This is a genomic window from Rhodopila sp. (assembly GCF_965277165.1).
Classification (GTDB): Bacteria; Pseudomonadota; Alphaproteobacteria; order Acetobacterales; family Acetobacteraceae; genus Rhodopila.
In genome coordinates this window covers 1,244,785-1,261,725 of the sequence record NZ_CBDICE010000005.1, presented here as the reverse complement: position 1 = coordinate 1,261,725, position 16,941 = coordinate 1,244,785, and the positions used below count along the sequence as shown (strand labels likewise).

Here is a 16,941-nt window from a genome sequence, read left to right as displayed (position 1 = left end):
CAATCTGACCAGGAGGTCAAAATGCCAACCAGATCCGAATCCTTGATGGCCCCGGTGCCCCCCGGCGGGCGCGTCATCGAAATCGGCCCCAGCTTCAGTCCGATCGCTCCCAAAGCCACCGGTTGGGACACCCACTCGGTGGATCATACAAACCGAGCTGGGCTGGTGGCAAAGTATGCCAATGATCCCAACGTCGACGTCAGCCGTATTGAAGAAGTGGACTATGTCTGGCACGGTGGCCTTATCAGCGACGTGGTACCCGCGGAGCTGCATGGAACGTTCGACGCCTTTGTCGCAAGCCACGTCATCGAACATACCCCGGACCTGATCGCTTTCCTCGATAGCGCGGCAACCTTGTTGAAGCCGGAAGGCGCCGTAGTGCTCGCGGTCCCGGACAAGAGATACTGCTTCGACTATTTCCAACCGCTGACCACGACGGGGCAGTTGCTCGAGGCTCATGCAGAGCAGCGAATGCGGCACAGCCGACGACTTGCCTTTGATCACTTCGCGTACGCTGTCGCAGGCGGCGATTCCGGAGCCTGGGGACAGCATCCACTGCATGGCTTGCGATTCGTGCATTCCGTCGAGCAGGCTCGTGACCTCTTCGGGTCCGTGGAGGCAGGCGGAGGTTACGTGGACGTGCATGCCTGGCGGTTTACCCCAGCCAACTTTGAGCTGCTGCTGCTCGAATTGGCCCGCCTTGACAAGACCGACTGGCGTATCGAACACACCACCGAAGCGGAGGGTTGTGAATTCTTCACGTGGCTACGCCGGGGCGGCAAGGCGGCCGCGGCTGCGCTTTCGACGGAAGCGCTGCAAGCAAGGCGCATGTCCCTCCTGAAGCGTACGTTGCTGGAAGCACGCGCGCAGATCGACTGGCTTCTGGCGGGAGAACCTGAGCTTGTGACCGCTCCGCTTGCGCTGCTGCCGACAGCTACGCTGGCGACGACGGAAATGCCACGCTTCGTCGACTGGTTTCCCGCCCCCGAGAACGCCGCCCGCGCCTTCGACAAAGAGTGGAGCTCGGCCGTGCCCGGCCTGCCGGGGACCGGGCAGTCCGGCCTGTTCGAAGACGGCCGTGTCGTTTGGTTCGAGAAACAACTCGGTGGCTTCGCAGGAAAGTGCGTGTTGGAACTCGGGCCGCTTGAGGGTGGCCACACCCACATGATGACGCAGCGCGGCGCCACGGTGACGGCAATCGAGTCCAACATGCGAAGTTGGATGCGGTGCCTCATAGTAAAAGACGCGCTCAACATGACCAACGCCAGCTTTCTTCTGGGCGACTTCCTGCCTTATCTGGCCGCTTCACCTCCCACAGTGGACTTCGTGCTCGCCTCGGGTGTGCTCTACCACATGACCGAGCCGGTGGATTTCCTGCGCGAACTTTGTGCCGTAAGCAACACGATCGGGTTGTGGACACACTATTACGACGCCAGGGTTTTACTGGATCGGCACGGTCCTGGAAAATTTGACGTCAAGCCCCGCAAGCTCACCACACCGCACGGACGAACTGTGGAGCTGTACGAACAACGCTATCTTCAAGCGCTGGATTGGGCCGGCTTCTGCGGCGGTTCGGCGCCGACCAGCAGTTGGCTTCGGCGAGAAGACATCCTTGGCATCATCGAAGATGAAGGATTTATCTACGAAACATTCCTGGATCAGCAAGACCACCCGAACGGACCAGCCTTCTGCGTCTTCGCACGGCGCCGATCGGACCACCACCCGGTATCCTGAAGGGCCGGCAGCCTACTGCGGCACCCAACCGCCCCGCATCAGCTCTCCCCAAAGCTCCGCCGCAACGTCGGCTTATGCACCTTCCCCGTCGCATTGCGCGGCAGCGCCTCGGTGAACACCACCGACTGCGGCAGCTTGTAGCGCGCCAAGTTGGCCGCGCAATGCCCGATTACAGCGTCCTCGCTCAACTCGCACCCCGGCTTGACGACAACGATCGCACGCCCAACCTGCCCCCAGCGCGCGTCGGTGACACCGATCACCGCGGCCTCGGCGATCTGCTCGTGCTGATACAGCACGTTCTCCACCTCGGCCGGATAAACGTTCTCCCCGCCCGAGATATACATGTCCTTCCAGCGATCGACGATGAAGTAGAACCCCTCGTCATCGACCAGGGCGGCATCGCCGGTGTGCAGCCAGCCGTCGCTGAACGCGGCTTCGGTGACTTCCGGCTGGTTCCAGTAGCCTTGGGTGACGTGCGGCCCCTTGACCCAGAGTTCGCCAACCGCACGAGGCGCGACGTCGGCCCCATCGTCACCGACCACCCGGGTCTGCCCATGCAGCACCGGCTTGCCGGCGGACCCCGCCTTGCGCACCGCGTCCTGTCGGTCCAGCACCAGCACCAACGGACTGGTCTCGGTCATGCCATAGCCTTGCTGCAGCACCGCGCCCTGGTCCTGCCAGGTGCGCAGGATCGCATCCGGGGTGGGCGCGCCGCCGACCCCGGCGAAAACTAGCCGGGACATGTCGGTCTCGCGGAACCCCGGGTGCTGCGCCATGAACTGGAAGTTGGCCGGGACACCGAACAGATGAGTGACGCCGACGGACGGATCGCCGATCAACCGCAGCGCCTCGCCGGGATCGAAGCTGCGCATGATCATCACCGTGCCGCCGGCCTGGAACACCGGGTAGGCAAACACGTTCAGCCCGCCGGTATGGAACAGCGGCAGCAATCCCAGGAACACGCTGGACCGACCCACTCCTGCCAGGCTGATACTGTGCACCGTGTTCCAGAAATTCATGCCATGGGTGATGATCGCGCCTTTCGGCCGACCGGTCGTGCCGGACGTATACAGAATGGTGGACACGTCATCCAACGTCGCCGCCATCGGCTGGTCCAAGGCCGGACCATCCAGCGCCATGCGCTCGAACTCCGGGCCAAGGGCGACCATCCGGGTGATGCCGCAACCGCGCGCCAGATCCCGCGCGCGATCGGCGAATTCCGCGTCGTGGATCAGCAGCGCCGGTGCGCAGTCGCCAAGGATCGCATGCAATTCCGGGCCCGCCAGGCGCCAGTTCAACGGCACGAAGATCGCACCGATTCGGCCGCAGGCGAGCTGCACCTCGAACGTATCGGTGGAGTTCGGCGCCAGCACGGCGACGCGGTCGCCGGCGGCAATGTCCCACTGAGACCGCAACGATCCGGCCAGCCTGGCGATCCGCTCGTCGAGCGCCCGGTAGCTGTGCCGCCGCTCGGTCGATAGATCCACCGCCGCCAGCGACCCCGGCTGACGCATGGCATGATGAGCAATGCAGTCATAATACGGGATCGACATGATAGTCCCTCCCTCAACCGGCAGGAATACGCACCGGTAGCGAACCGATCGAGCGCAGGATGTTGGAGTAGCCCCGCGTCGGTTCGCCGACGACCTCGATCATCGGCAGGTCCCGTTTCAGGATTTCCTCCCACAGGATGGTCAGTTGCATCTCCGCCAGGCGGTTGCCGACGCAGCGATGGATGCCAAACCCGAACGACAGGTGCTGGCGCGGCCGCGCCCGGTCGATGATGAACTCGTCAGCGCGCTCGATGGCTTCTTCGTCGCGGTTGCCGGACAAGTACCACATCGCCACCTTGTCGCCGCGGCGGATCGTCTTGCCGCCGACCTCGGTGTCCTGCAGCGCGGTGCGGCGCATGTGGATCACCGGGGTCTGCCACCGGATGATCTCCGGCACCATGGAGGTGACCAGTTCGGGGTGTTGGCGCAACTTGCGGTACTGGTCGGGGAATTGGTTGAGCGCCAGCAGCCCACCCGAGATCGAGTTGCGGGTGGTGTCGTTGCCGCCAACGATCAGCAGCAGCAGGTTGCCCATGAACTCGTGCGGCCGTGACGGCAGGTCCCGCGTCGCCTCGCCATGCGCCAGCATCGAGACCAGGTCCGAACGCGGCGGCTGGGCAGCACGCTGGTGCCACAGTTCGGTGAAGTATTCGACCGCCTTGTCCAGCACCTGGTTGCGCTTGGCTTCAGAGTCGACCTCAGTGCCGGCTCGGGTGTTCACGGTTGCGACGTTGGACCAATAGGTCAGCCTGGCTCGGTCCTCGAACGGGAAATCGAACAACGTCGCCAGCATCTGGGTGGTGAGTTCGATCGACACCCTCTCGACCCAGTCGAAGCTCTGCTCGCGCGGCAGGTCATCGAGGATGCGGCCAACCCGCTGACGGATGGTGCCCGACAGGTTGACCAGGTTCATCGGCGCCACGATCGGGGCGACGATCTTGCGCTGCTCGTCGTGGCGCGGCGGGTCCATCGAGATGAAACTGGGGCGGCGGAAATCCATCGGCAGGTCGCGCAGCACGATGCCGCCCATCAGCGCATCGGATGAGAACGCCTTGTGGTTGCTATCGACCGCCATGATGTCGCGGTAGCGGGTGAGCGACCAGAACGCCCCATAGATGCCGTTGCGGCACCAATGCACCGGATCCTCTTGGCGCAGCCGCTGGAAGTAGGGCCGCCAGCTATCGTCCTGGTACAGATGCGGATTGCTGACATCGATCTGCTCGATCGGCGTGGCGTAGGCGTCTTGACGCGGGTCGGCGTGGACCGGTGCGTTCATCGTCAGCCTCCCTGTTCCGGCGTTGCGTCCGGGGTCGATGCGGGTCAGCCTCTGCGGGCGATTCCTGGCACTGAACAGTAGCACGGATATCCCGGCAATCCGAAAGCCCGAATTTCGACCGCCTAGCCATCGGCGAAAAGCCGGTACAGACTCCGCCCAGAGGAGACATCGGATGATGGAACGAACGCTACGCGGCCAGGCGGTGATCGCCGGCATCGGCGAGACCACCTACTACAAGCACGGCCAATCGCCGGACAGCGAGTTCAAGCTGGCGCTGCAGGCAATCCTGGCGGCGGCCAAGGACGCCGGGATCGACCCCAAGGACATCGACGGGTTCGCGTCCTACTCGAACGACCGCAACGACCCGTCGCGGCTGGCGGCGGCGCTAGGCACCAAGCAGTTGCGATTCTCCAACATGCAGTGGGGCGGCGGCGGCGGCGGGGTGGCCGCTTCGGTGGGCAACGCGGCGGCGGCGGTCGCCACCGGTATGGCGAACTGCGTGGTGGCATTCCGAGCACTGGCGCAGGGCCAGTTCGCGAGGTTCGGACGCGGCACCGGGGCACCGTTGGCCTCGGGCGACGATGCGTTCACCATTCCCTACGGCGTGATGTCGCCGGCCCAGAAATTCGTCATGAAGGTGGTGCGCTTCATGCACGACCATGGCGTGAAGCAGGACGCGCTGCGGGCGATCTCGCTGGCCTCGTACCACCACGCGCAGAACAATCCTCGCGCGGTGATGTATGGCCGGCCGCTGGACGAGGCGAAGTATGATGCCTCGCGCTGGATCGTGGAGCCGTTCCATCTGTTCGACTGCTGCCTAGAGAACGACGGCGCGGGCGCGGTGATCGTGATGCCGGCGGATCGGGCAAAAGACCTGCCGCACAAGGCCAGCTATCTGCTGGGAGTGGCGACCGGGTCGGATCATCGCTGCGCCGCGCCGGTGCATAACGGGCCGAACTATCCCAGCAGTCATTTCGCCACTGTGGCGCCCAATCTCTACTCGATGGCGAAGCTGGGGCCGAAGGATATCGGCGTGGTGCAATGCTACGAGAACTTCACCGGCGGCGTGCTGATGAGCCTGGTGGAACACGGTTTCTGCCAGCCGGAAGAAGCCAACGAGTTGTTGACGCTGGACAATCTGGTGGCTCCGACCGGGCGCATGCCGCTGAACACCAGCGGCGGGAATTTAGCCGAGTGCTACATGCACGGGCTGGAACTGGTGAACGAGGCGGTGCGCCAGATCCGCGGTCAATCGGTCAATCAGGCGCCGCGCAACGACGCCGTGATCGTGGTCGGCGGCCCGATGGTAACGCCGGTAAGCTCGCTGATCCTGGGCTCGGAGGCCACGCTATGACGTCCTATCTGCCGGATGGCCTGCCGATGCCGTCGGCCCACGCCGACGGATTGTCGGCGCCATACTGGGAGGGCACGCGGCAGGAGAAGCTGTTGATCCAGTTCTGTCGCGGTTGCAACCATTGGCAGTGGGGACCGGAATGGATCTGTCACCGCTGCAACAGCTTCGACCTGGACTGGCGCGAGGTGCAGGGTCGCGGGCTGATCTACAGCTACCAGAGGATCTGGCACCCGGTGCATCCGGCATTGACCGGGCACGGTCCTTATATCGCCGCGCTGGTGAGGCTGCCTGACGCGGGCGATGTGCGGATGGTGGGCAACCTGCTGGGCGATCCGAAGCAGGAGGTGCCGTTCGGCGGCGCGGTGCAGGCGGTGTTCGAGCACCATCAGGCTGCGTCGCCGGCGTTTAGCTTGGTGCACTGGCGGTTGGCAGGGTAGCGCCGCTCCTAGCGGATGTACAGAACGTTTGCGGCAGCTGGGCACGCGGCAGTTGTTCGGGCGGGATCGGGGGGCGACCGTTCTCGCAGTAGAGCACGGCGAACTGGTCGTTGAGGGCGGACAACGCTTCATCGGAGAAGCGGTGGATCAGTCCGCCTTCAACCCCGGCGCGCCTTCAGCCGCTGGATCGCCGCCCCCACCATCCTTGTCGGTTCATCCGACTGGTAAGCCCGGCCGATGCAGCGAATGCCGGCTTCGATGCCGTCGCTCACCGGCATGGCCTCCCATTCCCGGATCAGTTCCTTCTGCAGCCGGATCGCTTTCGGCCCGGATTCCAAGATCGACTCGACCCAGCGGCCCAGCGCCGCATCCAGATCGGCGGTCGGGACGACCTTCTCCACCAATCCCCACGACAGCGCAGTTGCAGCGTCGATGTTGTCGCCGGTGAACAACAGCAGCCGGGTGCGGCCCCAGCCGATCAGGTTCGGCAGCAACGCCGCCTCCACCACCGACGGCAGGCCGATCTTGACCTCGGGCATGCCGAACATGGCGTTGTCGGACGCGATATGCATGTCGCAGGCGGCCATCAGTTCCAGCCCGGCGCCCAGGCAGAAGCCATTCACCCGGGCGATCACCGGCACCGGAAGATCGCGCAGCGCCTTGCACATGCCGTGGACCAAGGTCAGGAAATCGCGCGCCCGCGACGGATTGAGTTCGCCGAGTTCAAGCAGATTGGCGCCCCCGGCAAAGGCGTGCTCGCCCTGCCCGGTGACGATCAGCACCCGCAGGTCCGGGTCGTCGGCCAGCCCCGCGACGGCGTCGATGAAACCGGTGATCTGGGCATGGCCCAGGCAGTTCAGCCGGGCCGGATTGTTGATCGCGACGGTGGCGACGGCACCGCCCTTGGTGCGGCTGACGATAACGGGTTGGTCGGTCATGTCTCAGTCCCTTGGTTCCAGCCGATCGGGCCGCGGAATGGTCTCATGTCGGGGTAGCCGCTGACCGCCCAGGCGCCATCGACCAGCAAACTGGCGCCGTTGACATAGCTGGCGTCGTCGCTCGCCAGATACAGCGCCGGGGCGGCGATCTCACCCGGCTGCGCGGGACGCCCCATCGGGATGCGCTGCTCGAACGCCGCCAGCGCGTCGGGGTTGTCGAAATGACGCCGTGTAAGAGGGGTCTGCACCAGTCCCGGCAGGATGGCGTTCACCCGGATGCCGAACGGCGCGAACTCCAGCGCGCCATTGCGCGACAGCATCTCCACCCCAGCCTTGGCGGCGACATAGGCCGATCCGGCGTGCATCGGCACATGCGCGTTGAGTGAGGCGATGTTGACGATGCTGAACGCCGCCTTCGCGCCACCCTGGCGCATCATCTGCCTGGCCTGGTGCTTCATGCCGAGGAATACGCCCTTCAGGCATAGATCGACGGTGAAGTCCCAGTCGGATTCCGCCAGATCAACGATATAGCCCGGCCGCGACCCGCCAGCGACGTTGAACGCGGCATGCACCGCGCCAAACCGGTCCACGGCGGTAGCCACCAGGCGGCGGGCGGCGGATTCCTCGGTGACGTCGGCCTCGATGCCGACGAAGCCGGCCCCCAGTTCCTCGATCGGCTGAACGTCGCATCCGACCACCTTGGCGCCTTCCCCCAGCAGCCGTGTGGCGATGGCGAGGCCGATGCCAGAGGCGGCCCCGGTCACCACCGCAACCTTGCCGGCGAACCTCTCGGTCAATGCGATCATATGTGTCCTTTCGCCTGCGTTAAGGGTTTGGCAATCTGTTCGTGGTTCCGTGCCGGCGTTTCGATGGGAAGCGTGCATGGAATTGTCGGTCGGGATCAAGGTCACCGTCCGCGGGCTGGAATGGGATGTTACCGAGATCCTGCCGCTGGGGTCGCAAAAACTGGTGCGGCTGACCTGCCGGGGCGGCGATCTGGCCGGCCTGGAATGGGACGTTCTGCATCCGGCCGAACCCATCGCGGTGACACAGATCGATCCGCGGCCCGAGGAAGCCGGCCCGCTGGCCGACTGGCGGCGTTTTCACCTCGCCCGCTTGCTGGAGCAGATCCCCGGGCCGTCGGCCGCGCCGGGTCGGGTCGCAATCGAGGCGTATCAGCGCGTGCCGCTGCTGCGGGCGCTCGACATGGTGCGGCCGCGCCTGCTGTTGGCCGATGGGGTCGGCCTGGGCAAGACCATCCAGGCCGGGCTGATCGCGGCCGAGTTGCTGGTCCGGCGACGCGCGCACCGCGTGCTGATCGTGTGCCCTCCAGGTCCGCTGCTGGGCCAGTGGGAGCAGGAGATGCGGGTCCGCTTCGGCCTGCGCTTCACCCCGATCGCCGATGCCGCCGGGCTGCGCCAGGCTCGGCGCGGGCTGGAATTGGGCGCCAATCCGTTCGATGCGACCGCGCTATGCCTGACCTCGATGGATTTCGCCAAGTCCGACCACGTGCTGGCGGAGTTGGAACGCGCGGCTTGGGACCTGGTGATCATCGATGAGGCGCATCATTGCGTCGGCGAGGAGAATCAGCGGCGCCGACTGGCCGCGGTGCTGGCCGGCCGTTCCGATGGGCTGCTGCTGCTGACGGCGACGCCGCATGACGGCAACGATGCGAATTTCGCCGCGCTGATCGCGCTGCTTGACCCCAGCCTGGTGGATGCGGCCGGCAGGCTGGTCGGGTCGGGCTATCGCCGGCACGTGGTGCGGCGGCTGAAGTCGCATATCCGGACCGCCGCGGGGGCGCCGTTGTTCCGCGAAAGGATCGTCGTCCCGGTTCGCGTCGAGGTCGGCGATGCCCGGCCGGTCGCGGCGTTTCATCGCGCGTTGTCGGCGCTGGTGGCGCCCCGGCTGCAACGCTCGCGCGACCGTGCCGGGCTGTCCGACGCGCTGGCGTTCGTCAGCCTGCTGAAACGCTCGATGTCGAGCATCGCGGCCTGCGTCTCCACCCTGCGCGTGGTGGCGGCGCGCTACCCCGCCAAGCCGTTGCCCGACCGGCGACGCGCGCTACGGGCGTGGCGGCGGCGAGCGGGTCGCTACGGCGTGCTGGGTCCGGCGGAAGAGGCCGAGATCGCCCTGCTGGAAGCCGAGGAAATGGCAGCGTCCATGACCGACCAGCAGGCGGCGCAACAGTTGGCGGAACTGATCCGCCTGGGCGAGGCGGCGCTGCCACTCGACCCAAAACTGGCGGCGCTGGTGCTGGAGGTCAGGCTGATCCGGTTGCGCCATGCCGATGCCAATGTGCTTGTCTATACAGAGTACACCGACAGCCAATCCGCGGCTGTGGCGGCGCTGGCCGAAGTCGGCGGCGTCATCCTGAGCATCAGCGGCGCCGATTCCGAGGCCGATCGCGCCCGGGTGGCGGAGCGCTTCGCCGAACAGGACGGCATCGTGCTGGTCAGCACCGACTCGCTGGCCGAGGGGCTCAACCTGCAGCGAAAGTGCTTTCATCTGATCCATCTCGACCTGCCATACAACCCGAACCGGCTGGAACAGCGCAACGGACGCATCGACCGCTACGGCCAGCGCTTGGACCCCGAGATCCGCTACCTGTTCCTGGCCGGCACCTTTGAGGAGCGGCTGCTGCTGCGGCTGATCGCCAAATACGAAAAGGCCCGCGCTTGCCTCGCGTTCATGCCGAACACACTGGGCGTCGGGGCCGATCCCGCGCGTCTGCACGAGCCGTTGGTCGCCGGCTTCGCCGAGGATCTGTTCAGCGGCGCGCCGCGTCTGGTCCACTCCCTGGATCTGGCGGCGGAGGATAGCGACAGCGAGGCCTATCGCGACCTGCTGCGCGAGATCGATCGGGCGTTCCAGAGTTTCGACCAGATGGCCGTTCGCCATGGCTGGCTGTCCGGCGGTGAGGCTGCCGAGATCGCCGGCACCCCAGGTATCGGCGCGCCGAGCGCGACGGTGGATCTGCCGGCATTCGTCGCTTCCGTGCTGACCGCGTTCGGCGATGGCTACCGGGTGCCGGCGGCCTGGGCGGGCGATTTGGACGGGCTGGCGGGGTTCGACCGTGCAACCGGCTCGGTACGCCTGAGCAACGACGCGGAGCAGCTGCGCGATGCCGATGGCCGCGAGCTGCTGTATCCGGGTCGGTCGCATCCGCTGACCAGGCGGGCGATTGCGTCGGTGCGCACCGGGCGCGTCAGCGCGGCGCGGTCGGATCGATTGTCGCTGCTGGTGAGCTACGTGGTCGAGTTGGGCGGACTGCTGCGCCAAGTGATCGCGCTCCGACTGTTTGCCGACGGTGCGCTGGTCGAGCAGGCGGACGTCCTGGCGCTGGCGCAACAGGAGGTGCCGGCCGACCTGGTGTGGGACCGGCGGTTCGCGGCATGGGCGCCCTCCGCGCTGGCCGCGGCGAACGCCCACGCGGCGATGATCCGCGATCGGCTGGCGGCGGATTTCATCGCCCAACATCAACGCAGGATTGAACGCGAGGATGCCGCCGCCAATGCTTGGCTACGGCGGCAAAGCGTGGAACTGTGCGGAGCCTTCGATCCGCGCAGCGGCGACCTTTTCGATGCCGGGCCGTCGGACGCTGACTGGCGTGTCTGCGCCGATCCCGAGCAGCGTCTGAGCAGTTTGGTTGCAGACGCAACGATTGTGCCGGCGCGGCGGCGAGAGGCTGCCGAAGTATTGGCCGGATTTCGCTCTGTCGCCGGTCGGCGGACGGCATTGCCTTCGGCCTCGGTCCGCATGCTGGGCATGCTGATGCTGGTGGCGTGATGCTCGATCTGGCGGATTGCATGCTGATCGGATCAGCGCTGACCGCGCCGTTCCTGCACCAGGGACTGGGCCGGGTGATCGCGGTGGCGGATGGGGCGGTGGTGGACGGGGCCGCGACTGACGGGGCGAAGGCGGACGGGCCGGCAGCCGGCAGGGCAGCGGCGGATTGGGACGGGTTGCGGACAGGGCTGCGCGGAGGCAGTGCGAGGCAGGTACATCGGCAAGTCACCCTGAAGCTGGCTCGGGCGCTGGGCTATGCGCGGGTGCCGCGGCAGGACCCGGTGGCGACACGTGAAGGCCAAGAGGACGGCGGCTGGCTGATGCAGGCGTCGAACGGAGCGCGGCTGCGTGCCTGGTCGATCGACAGCGCCGCCGATCTGGACGCCGCCGAACGGTCGCCGCTTGCGTTTCGCGTCAGCCCGACGCGGATCGCGCAACGTGTGCTGCAGTCGCGGGGCGAACGGGCCGGGCTGCTGACCAATGGCGACGTGGTGCGGCTGTTGCTGTGCGATCCGTCCCGCGCCGACAGCCATCTGACCATCCCGCTCGGCGATTGGCCAACCCGACCGCTGCCGCCGGACTCGTTTCGGCTACTGCTGGCTCTGGCTGGCGCCTCGGGGCTGCCTCGACTGCCCGAGGTGCTGGAAGCGGCGCGGCTGCACCAGGTCAAGGTGACGGCGGAACTGCGCCGGCAGGCGACGCAGGCGATCACCGGCTTCATCAATGCGTTGCCGGACCGAAGCCAGCTGGACGCAGCGGCGCTGTGGCGCGAAGCGCTGGTGCTGGTATACCGGTTGCTGTTCATCCTGAAGCTGGAAAGTCCGGCTGAACCCGGCGCCGGCTTCAGCTTTGCCTCGGCGCGTCTGTGGCGCAGCGCGCTATCGCCCAACCAGGCGTTGGGCCCGCTGGTGCGCCGCCACCTGGATCAGGGCCACGATACCGGACGCATGCTGGAGGCCGGGCTGCGGTCGCTGTTCGCAGTGTTTCGCGACGGGCTGTCCTGTTCAGAGTTGCGGATCGCGCCGCTGGGCGGGGCGCTATTCGGCGCCGCGACGACACCGCTGCTGGATCGCATCGCCTGGGGTGAGCGGGCGGTGGCGATCCTGCTGGATCGGCTGATCTGGATCGCGCCAAACGGCGGCGAACGGATGCGGGTGCATTACGGCTCGCTGGATGTGGAGGACCTCGGCAGCGTTTACGAGGGATTGCTGGAGCAGGAACCAGGCATCGCGACCGAACCGCTGGTTCGGCTGCGTCGCGGCAAGCGCGAAGCGGTGGTTCCGGCTGCCGCCGGCGCGGCCGACATCGAACCCGGCGCTTTCTTCCTGCGCTCCGGCATGGGACGCAAGGCGTCCGGATCGTTCTACACACCGAATGGATTTGTCCGCTTCCTGGTGCGCGAAACGCTGGACCCAATGATCGCCGCGCTGTGTCCGCTGGACGACCCTCATCCGGCCCGGCTGCTGGCGCTCAGAATTGTCGATCCGGCAGCGGGCAGCGGGCATTTTCTGGTGCAGGCGTGCCGGCATCTGGCGGAAGCGCTGCTGGCCGCCTGTCGGCTTTGCGATGAACGTGGGCTGCACGACCGGATCGCGGCGTTGCCCGACCCGGACAACAGCATCGCCGCCTACTTGCCAAGCCGTGGCTATTCAGAGGCCCGGGCGCGGGCGATCTGCCGGCGTCTGGTGGCGGTGAATTGTCTATATGGTTGCGATCGGAACCAGTTGGCGGTGGAACTGGCGAAGCTGTCGCTCTGGCTGGAATCCTATGCCGAGGGCCTGCCATTGACCTTCCTGGATCACCGTGTGGTGCAGGGTGACGCGCTGAGCGGACCGTTCTTCCGCTCGTTGGCGACGCTGCCGGTGAGCGGGGGGGTGCTGGATCCGCTGCTGGCGCGCGGGGTGGCGGATCGGCTGACCGCTTCCCTTGCTGCGGCGCGCAGGATGGTGGCGGCGCTGAACGCCTCGATCGGGCGGGATGTGGATGATCTGGGTTCGAAGCAGGCGGTGAAGCGGCAACTGGACCGACTGCTGTCGCCGCTGCGCCAGTTGGCCCGGGCCTGGGCGGGCGCGGCGATGCTACGGGACCGCGATGCTGACGATGTGTGGCTCGGGCTGGCGGCGCACGTCGCCGAAAGCGGTGAATGGCCCGACCGGCTGGACCAGCGGCAGGCGGCGCTGCTGGCGGCGGGGGCCGACGCGGTGGCCTGGGATCTGGTGTTTCCAGAAGTGTTTCCGAACGGATTTTCGGTCGTGCTGGGCAACCCGCCATGGGATGTGGTGTTGCCGAACACCAAGGATTTCGTGGCTGATTTCGATCCAAGGGTGCTGGATGCGCGGACCCGAACCGAGCGGACGGCGATCGAGCAAACCGTGCTGTCCAGGCCTGAAGTCGCGGCAGCGTTCGAGGCGTATCGCGCCGGTTTTGATCGGCTGAAACGGGTAGCGGACCGGTTGTATCGTCACCAGCGCATCCGTATCGGCAGCGGACCGACCGGGGGCAGCCCAACCGGGGGAAGCCCAACCGGGGGAAGCCTCGACCTGTTCCGTCTGTTCGCTGAACGCAACATGGAGCTGGCGGCGGCCGACGCCGCGATCGGCGTGCTGATGCCCTCGGCGTTCCATGCCAACGAGGGCAGCAGCGGCATCCGCCGGCTTTATCTGGAGCAAACCCAGCTGCAATGGTGCTTGTCGTTCGAGAACCGGCGGCGGATCTTCGACATCGATAGCCGATTCAAGTTCGATTTGATCGTGGCGCGGCGCCCAGGCCCGACAGGATCGTTACGATGCGGGTTCTACCTTGATGCGATCGAGGATGCAGCGGATCCCGGCAAGATCATGAACTATACGCGGGCCTTCCTGACGCTATCGGGCGGTGCCGCCCAGACGCCTTTGGAGCTGCGCGGCAACCAGGATCTGCGCCTGGCGAAGGCGTTCTTCGCTCGGCCCGAGCGCCTGGCCGGATGGTGCGCGGAACACCGCATCCGATTCGGCAATGATCTGCACATGACGGCCGACGCCGCGCTGTTTCGGCCGCCCGGTGGCGGCGATCTGGTGCTGCACGAGGGCAAGACGTTTCACCAGTATAGCGATAGCTGGGACACACTACCTCGATACGGTGTGGCCGCGGCCGGATTGCCTACGGCGGTCGCGCGGGCGGCGGGACATTACCGGCTGGTGTTTCGCGACATCGCGCGGTCCAACGACGAGCGGACAATGATTGCCTGCATCGCTCCGCCCGAGGTCGTGTTCGGCCATACCGCGACGGTGGAGAAGACGCCCTGGACGCGGCCGAACGCGGATGCACTGGTACTGTGCGCGGTGTTCAACTCGTTTGCGTTCGACTGGCTGGTACGGCAGAAGGCGGCGACGCATCTAAGCCTGTATATACTGAATGCGCTGCCGATGGTTCGGTTCGGTGATGCGGCGCGACGGTTCCTGGCGCACGCCGCGCTGCTGCTGTCGTGCCGCCACCCCGGATACCACGCCCTATGGCACGAGCAGGTGGGGGGCGCCCGCGCCGGGCCGGCGGATCGGCCGGCGTTGCGGGCACGGATCGATGCTGTGGTGGCGGACGGCTACGGCCTGGATCGGGACGGCTATGCCAGGGTGCTTGGCTCCTTCAGTTATCGCTCCGACCCCGATGCAGCCGCCGTCTGCCTTGCCGCGTTCGAGGCGATCCGTGCCGAAGGGGTCCAGGCGTTCTGCCGCCACCACGATCCGTATGCTGACGTGGCCCTGGTAACGGCAATGGCCGAACCGGTCGCGCCCAGGGGATCGGCTGATTTACTGTTTGTTAACGACCGGTCCGCATAGATGCCGACATGCGTTGTCTGATCGGCTTCTTCGGTATCACCCGTTCGCTGCGCCACACCGCGGGCTCGATCCAGGGCAACTTCGTCGACCCGTTGCGCCTGGCCGATTTCACCACGAAGCTGGTCGGTCACTTCAATCTGCCGCAACGGCTGAACAATCCAAGGTCCGGGGAATTCGAGGTTGCGCCCGACCGGGCCGAGAGCGCGCTGCTAGGGCTGGATCTGTGCTGGGTGGAGCCGCAATCGGATAGCACCATCAGCGCTGAACTGGCCGTCGCCAGCGGATTTCCCGACGCGTTCGGCGATCAGTATCGCAGCATGACCAATCTGTGCCACCAGTTGCGCAGCCTGCAGCGGCTCTGGTCGCTACTCGATCTGGCGGGCGTGGCCGAGGACGATCTGGTGCTGCTGCTGCGTCCCGATCTGCTCTACCTCGACCGGCTCGATCCGGCCCGCGATCTGAAACCGCTGCTGGACGGGCGGGCCGACCTGATCGTTCCTGGCTGGCAAAGCTGGGGCGGGCTGAACGACCGGTTTGCCTTCTGCACCGTCCGTGGCGCGCGGGTCTATGCCACTCGGTTCCGGCTGTTTGCCGAGGCGTGCAAGGAAATGGGCGGGATGCACGCCGAGACCTTCCTCGGCTTCGTTGCAAGCTGCCATCGGCTGCGGGTTGGGCTGACCGATCTGCGCGCGGTGCGGGTGCGCGCCGACGGGCGGGTGGCGGCGAACGACGCGGCGATGCTGGCGGGATCCGGGGCGGAGCGGCCGACGGTGGCCCGGGCCGGCGGATCGGACGGCCGGGCGAGCGCGGCATGACCGGGCCAAGCCGGGTCTTCATCCTGTGTCCGGGCGGCGCGGTCAGCGGCGGGCCGGAGGCGCTGCATCAGCTGTGCGGCGCGTTGCGCGCGCGCCGGGTGGCGGCGGCGATGGTGTATTATCCCACCGGCTCGCCCCATGACGTGCCGGCGCCATATCGGCACTACGGTGTGGCGGTCAGTCCTGGCGTCGCCGACGACGCGACCTCGGTGGTGGTGATCCCAGAGGTCGCGACCAGCCTGGCCTGGCGGTTCGCCAGCGCGCGCCGCGCGATCTGGTGGCTGAGCGTGGACAATTACTTCAAGTGGCAACACCTCAATCCGGGGCCCTCCGTGCTGCGGCCTGGGACCGACATCGTGCACCTCTGTCAGTCGGATTACGCGCGCGATTTCCTGGTTCGGAACGGCGTGGAAGGCGGGCTGATGCTGACCGATTTCCTGACCGCGGATGTGTTCCAGGCCGGGCCGGCGGCGGGGCGGCTGGCGGCGGTGGCGTTCAATCCGAAGAAGGCGCCCCAGACGATGCAGCGGCTGATAGCCGCGGGTGTCGGGCGCACCTGGCTGCCGCTGGAGGGCCTGGACAAGGAGTCACTGGCCGAGCTGCTGCGTCAGGTGCGGGTCTATGTCGATTTCGGTCCGCATCCCGGACGCGACCGGATCCCGCGCGAGGCGGCGTTGTGCGGCGCGGTGGTGATGACCGGGCGGCGCGGCGCGGCGGGGTTTGCCACCGACGTGCCGATCCCGGAGCGGTTCCGCCTGGACGAGACGGCGCCGGACTTCGAGGTCCGGGCGTTGGGGTTGATCGACCAGTTGCTGCGATCGGAGGCGGCATTTCTGGAGGCATCGGATCAGCAGGCGGACTACCGCGGCTGGATTGGCGGCAACCGGGAGGCTTTCATGCGCGAGGTGGATGGGTTTGTTGCCGCGATGCGGTTAACTACCGATCATCCGGCTGACCAACATGAAACCGTCGTCCCGGCCTGCTAACATTGGCGCCAGTGCGCGGGTGCGGTGAAAGGCTTAAGCAACGAGGCATGTGAGGGTCATCGAGCGCCAAGGAGTTATCCAGCGGCGGAGCCGGCGCCGGCGTGACGGAAAATGTTGGTGCATCGCGGCCACGGAGGACGACTGTCGCGCAGCCTCCATTTTCTGACAGCAGCATTTATACAGCGGCAGCTATCGAGCCAGGACCCTGGCGCCACCCCCAAAAATCGCTATCTTCCCGACATGC

At 66.5% G+C, this 16,941-nt stretch carries 11 protein-coding genes; 7 read left to right on the top strand and 4 right to left on the bottom strand.

All coding sequences use genetic code 11. The annotated features are described in order from the left end of the window. The first annotated feature begins 21 nt into the window (after positions 1 to 21). Positions 22 to 1,734, top strand: a complete 1,713-nt coding sequence (locus ACQY4Y_RS06510) for a class I SAM-dependent methyltransferase (RefSeq protein ID WP_428489737.1) — start codon at positions 22 to 24, stop codon at positions 1,732 to 1,734. A gap of 38 nt (positions 1,735 to 1,772) precedes the next feature. Here the strand turns inward: ACQY4Y_RS06510 and ACQY4Y_RS06505 are convergent, their stop codons facing one another. Then, positions 1,773 to 3,287, bottom strand: coding sequence for an acyl-CoA synthetase (locus tag ACQY4Y_RS06505; protein ID WP_428489736.1), 1,515 nt, complete (start codon positions 3,285 to 3,287; stop codon positions 1,773 to 1,775). Positions 3,288 to 3,300: 13 nt separating this feature from the next. Further along, entirely contained in the window at positions 3,301 to 4,563 is a 1,263-nt protein-coding gene (locus tag ACQY4Y_RS06500) for a cytochrome P450 (RefSeq protein ID WP_428489735.1), read from the bottom strand. A 172-nt stretch (positions 4,564 to 4,735) separates the two neighbouring features. Here ACQY4Y_RS06500 and ACQY4Y_RS06495 point away from each other — a divergent pair, with 172 nt between their 5' ends. Further along, a complete protein-coding gene (locus ACQY4Y_RS06495) occupies positions 4,736 to 5,917 on the top strand; it encodes a thiolase C-terminal domain-containing protein (protein ID WP_428489734.1) in 1,182 nt (393 codons plus the stop codon). After that, a complete protein-coding gene (locus tag ACQY4Y_RS06490) occupies positions 5,914 to 6,354 on the top strand; it encodes a Zn-ribbon domain-containing OB-fold protein (protein WP_428489733.1) in 441 nt (146 codons plus the stop codon). Before ACQY4Y_RS06495 ends, ACQY4Y_RS06490 begins: the two co-directional genes overlap by 4 nt. Before the next feature lie 158 nt (positions 6,355 to 6,512). On the opposite strand, the gene ACQY4Y_RS06485 is transcribed toward ACQY4Y_RS06490, so the two are convergent. After that, a complete protein-coding gene (locus ACQY4Y_RS06485) occupies positions 6,513 to 7,292 on the bottom strand; it encodes an enoyl-CoA hydratase (protein WP_428489732.1) in 780 nt (259 codons plus the stop codon). After that, a complete protein-coding gene (locus tag ACQY4Y_RS06480; protein WP_428489731.1) occupies positions 7,289 to 8,098 on the bottom strand; it encodes an SDR family NAD(P)-dependent oxidoreductase in 810 nt (269 codons plus the stop codon). The genes ACQY4Y_RS06485 and ACQY4Y_RS06480 overlap by 4 nt, the downstream gene beginning before the upstream one ends. A gap of 76 nt (positions 8,099 to 8,174) precedes the next feature. Here ACQY4Y_RS06480 and ACQY4Y_RS06475 point away from each other — a divergent pair, with 76 nt between their 5' ends. From ACQY4Y_RS06475 to ACQY4Y_RS06460, 4 genes are read left to right on the top strand one after another with little or no spacing between them, the layout of a single operon-like run. Next, positions 8,175 to 11,081 (top strand): helicase-related protein, encoded by a 2,907-nt coding sequence (locus ACQY4Y_RS06475; protein ID WP_428489730.1) that lies wholly within the window; start codon positions 8,175 to 8,177, stop codon positions 11,079 to 11,081. A gap of 20 nt (positions 11,082 to 11,101) precedes the next feature. Next, positions 11,102 to 14,896: an Eco57I restriction-modification methylase domain-containing protein gene (locus tag ACQY4Y_RS06470; protein ID WP_428489729.1), complete on the top strand. Its 3,795-nt coding sequence runs from the start codon at positions 11,102 to 11,104 to the stop codon at positions 14,894 to 14,896. 8 nt (positions 14,897 to 14,904) lie between these two features. Then, positions 14,905 to 15,711 carry a hypothetical protein gene (locus ACQY4Y_RS06465; RefSeq protein WP_428489728.1) on the top strand — a complete coding sequence of 269 codons (807 nt, stop codon included), beginning with the start codon at positions 14,905 to 14,907 and terminating at the stop codon, positions 15,709 to 15,711. Then, entirely contained in the window at positions 15,708 to 16,697 is a 990-nt protein-coding gene (locus tag ACQY4Y_RS06460) for a hypothetical protein (protein ID WP_428489727.1), read from the top strand. The genes ACQY4Y_RS06465 and ACQY4Y_RS06460 overlap by 4 nt, the downstream gene beginning before the upstream one ends. Positions 16,698 to 16,941 lie beyond the last annotated feature (244 nt).

Coding starts and splice junctions, on each gene's coding strand:
- ACQY4Y_RS06495 (WP_428489734.1), top strand. CDS start 4,736: ATGATGGAACGAACGCTACGCGGCCAGGCGGTGATCGCCGGCATCGGC.
- ACQY4Y_RS06505 (WP_428489736.1), bottom strand. CDS start 3,287: ATGTCGATCCCGTATTATGACTGCATTGCTCATCATGCCATGCGTCAG.
- ACQY4Y_RS06500 (WP_428489735.1), bottom strand. CDS start 4,563: ATGAACGCACCGGTCCACGCCGACCCGCGTCAAGACGCCTACGCCACG.
- ACQY4Y_RS06490 (WP_428489733.1), top strand. CDS start 5,914: ATGACGTCCTATCTGCCGGATGGCCTGCCGATGCCGTCGGCCCACGCC.
- ACQY4Y_RS06475 (WP_428489730.1), top strand. CDS start 8,175: ATGGAATTGTCGGTCGGGATCAAGGTCACCGTCCGCGGGCTGGAATGG.
- ACQY4Y_RS06480 (WP_428489731.1), bottom strand. CDS start 8,098: ATGATCGCATTGACCGAGAGGTTCGCCGGCAAGGTTGCGGTGGTGACC.
- ACQY4Y_RS06485 (WP_428489732.1), bottom strand. CDS start 7,292: ATGACCGACCAACCCGTTATCGTCAGCCGCACCAAGGGCGGTGCCGTC.
- ACQY4Y_RS06470 (WP_428489729.1), top strand. CDS start 11,102: ATGCTGATCGGATCAGCGCTGACCGCGCCGTTCCTGCACCAGGGACTG.
- ACQY4Y_RS06465 (WP_428489728.1), top strand. CDS start 14,905: ATGCGTTGTCTGATCGGCTTCTTCGGTATCACCCGTTCGCTGCGCCAC.
- ACQY4Y_RS06460 (WP_428489727.1), top strand. CDS start 15,708: ATGACCGGGCCAAGCCGGGTCTTCATCCTGTGTCCGGGCGGCGCGGTC.
- ACQY4Y_RS06510 (WP_428489737.1), top strand. CDS start 22: ATGCCAACCAGATCCGAATCCTTGATGGCCCCGGTGCCCCCCGGCGGG.